Source organism: Streptomyces sp. NPDC007095 (assembly GCF_040634475.1).
Taxonomy (GTDB): Bacteria; Actinomycetota; Actinomycetes; order Streptomycetales; family Streptomycetaceae; genus Streptomyces.
Genome location: NZ_JBEYFS010000480.1, coordinates 1 through 2,358 on the forward strand (window position 1 = coordinate 1; position 2,358 = coordinate 2,358).

Here is a 2,358-nt window from a genome sequence, read left to right on the forward strand (position 1 = left end):
TGTGGCGAATGGCCGTGTGACGACCCGGAGGCAAGACAGGCACGAGCCTGGGTGATCATGGAGTTCTTGACGCTCAGTGATCACCGGAGGGCTCGTGCCTGTCCTGCCATCATGCCTGCTCGAACCCCTGTGGGACCAGTTCGCAGCGCTGCTGCCCGAGCATGTCGATACCCATCCGCTCGGCTGCCACAACCCGCGCATCCCGGACCGGATTGTCTTCGAGCGCGTCATCGCCGCCCTGGTGCACGGCTCCGGATACGAGCGGATCGCCGACCGCCAGTGCTCCGACCGCACCATCCGACGCCGCGTCAAGTACTGGTCACAGCTGGGCATGGCCGAGCAGGTCCACGGGCTGGCCGTGCAGGCGTACGACCGCATGATCGGCCTCCAACTCCATGAGCTGTCCGTCGACGGGTGCATCACCAAGGCTCCCTGCGGCGGCGAGAGAGCCGGACGCTCCCCGGTCGACCGGGGCAAGCAGGGCCTGAAGCGCTCAGTGGCCACCGAAGCCCGCGGCGTCCCGATCGGTCTCGTCTCGGCCGGGGCCAACCGTCATGACTCCCCGCTGCTCGTGCCCACCCTGGAGGCCGCGAAGAAGCAGGTCGGTGTGTTTCCCGAGCAGGTCAACGTCAACTTGGACCGGGGCTATGACAGTGACAAGACCCGAGCCGCGCTCGAGGAACTGGGCTTCACCGGCGAGATCGCCCGCACGGGCGTGCCCGCACCGATCCAGGCCGGCAAGAGGTGGGTCGTGGAGCGGAGCCACGTATGGATGAACGGCTTCGGCAAGCTCCGCCGCTGCACCGAGAAGCGCCAGTGCGCTGTGGACTTCTACCTCTACCTGTCCGCCGCAATCGTCACGCTCCGCATGCTCATCCGCCGCGCGACCCCGCTCTACCGCTGGGACGGACGGCCCACCACCAAGAGGCTCAAGTGACGCCTGCTGACGGGCGTCCGTCTGCGTCGGGCGGACAAGCACTGCCGCACGCCTGGGGAAGGCGCGCTGCTCAACGAGGGCAGGGCCGGCCCGCGCTCCTGGCTGTGGAGGCTGTGGTGATGATGGCGTCGAGCCGGTCCCGGGTTTTCACCAGGGTGCTGACCTGCGTATCGATGCGGTCCCGCTCGGCCGACAGCCGGTCGAGCAGCGCGGGGGTCACGTCACCGGTCTCGACGCACGGCAGCAGTTCCAGGATCGCCCTGCTCGGCAGCCCTGCGGAGTACAGCTGCTGAATCAGCTGGACGCGGTCGACCGCGCTGTCCGGGTACTGCCGCTGGCCGCTGGGGCTGCGCGCCGAGGCCAGCAGGTCCTGCTCTTCGTAGTAGCGCAGTGCCCGCACGCTCACGCCCACCCTTGAGGCCAGCTCACCGATGCGCATCAACGCCCCCTCCATGACCTGGATCACATTCCTTGCCTCTGACGTCAACGTCAGGTTCTAGCGTAGCCCGTGAACAGCCCGGACAGGAATCACCTCACCACTGCCAGGAGACTCCCCATGAAGATCACCGGTTCCGTCGCCCTCGTCACCGGCGCCAACCGCGGCATCGGCAGGCACTTCGCCCAACAGCTCCTGCACCGGGGCGCCACCAAGGTCTACGCGACCGCGCGCACCCCCCACCTCGTCGACCTCCCCGGTGTGGAGGTACTGCGGCTCGACATCACCGATCCGGCTTCGGTCGCCGCCGCGGCGGGCGCGGCCTCGGACGTCACCCTCTTGATCAACAATGCCGGCGTCTTCACCCAGCAGAACCTCGTCACCGGGGACCCCGAGAAGATCCGGCTGGAGATGGACACCAACTACTTCGGCACCCTCAACGTGGTCCGGGCGTTCACTCCCGTCCTGGCCGCAGGCGGCGGTGGGGCCATCCTCAACGTCCTGTCGGCGATGTCCTGGCTCGCCTACGACGGGGCCAACGCCTACAGCGCGTCGAAGGCGGCGGCGTGGAGCCTCACCAACGGCATCCGCCTCGAACTCGCGGGCCAGGGAACCGCGGTGACGGGCCTGCACCTGGCCAGCACCGACACCGACATGATGGCCGGGTGGGACGTGGAGAAGAACGACCCCGCCGATGTCGTGCGCGCCGCCCTCGACGGTATCGAGGCCGGGAAGATGGAGATCCTCGCCGACAACAACTGCGTCCAGCTCAAGGCGGCCCTGTCCGCCGACCCGAGCGTGCTCTACCCGCAGGCGGTTCCCGCCGCCTGACCCTTCGGCAGCCGCCCGCCCGGCCAGGCTTCAGCCGACGTTCGAGGATCTGGGGATCGGCCGGGCGCGGCCATGCGTACTCGTCACGCTCCGCACGCGCGTCCGCCGCGCTACCGCTGGGACACCTACCCACCACCAGAAGACTCAAGTGACG

3 protein-coding genes are annotated in these 2,358 nt (G+C 68.6%); 2 read left to right on the forward strand and 1 reads right to left on the reverse strand.

What is annotated here, in order from left to right:
• Nucleotides 1–94 precede the first annotated feature (94 nt).
• Nucleotides 95–937, forward strand: coding sequence for an IS5 family transposase (locus tag ABZ656_RS57520; protein WP_360280673.1), 843 nt, complete (start codon nt 95–97; stop codon nt 935–937).
• Between the two features lie 70 nt (nt 938–1,007).
• Here the strand turns inward: ABZ656_RS57520 and ABZ656_RS57525 are convergent, their stop codons facing one another.
• Nucleotides 1,008–1,376: a MerR family transcriptional regulator gene (locus tag ABZ656_RS57525; RefSeq protein WP_099946741.1), complete on the reverse strand. Its 369-nt coding sequence runs from the start codon at nt 1,374–1,376 to the stop codon at nt 1,008–1,010.
• A gap of 117 nt (nt 1,377–1,493) precedes the next feature.
• On the opposite strand from ABZ656_RS57525, the gene ABZ656_RS57530 reads away from it, so the two are divergent.
• Nucleotides 1,494–2,204, forward strand: a complete 711-nt coding sequence (locus ABZ656_RS57530) for an SDR family oxidoreductase (protein WP_267023396.1) — start codon at nt 1,494–1,496, stop codon at nt 2,202–2,204.
• Nucleotides 2,205–2,358: the final 154 nt, after the last annotated feature.

Excerpts from the sequence above, each read along its gene's own strand:
- ABZ656_RS57525 (WP_099946741.1), bottom strand. The coding sequence starts at position 1,376 with ATGCGCATCGGTGAGCTGGCCTCAAGGGTGGGCGTGAGCGTGCGGGCA.
- ABZ656_RS57530 (WP_267023396.1), top strand. The coding sequence starts at position 1,494 with ATGAAGATCACCGGTTCCGTCGCCCTCGTCACCGGCGCCAACCGCGGC.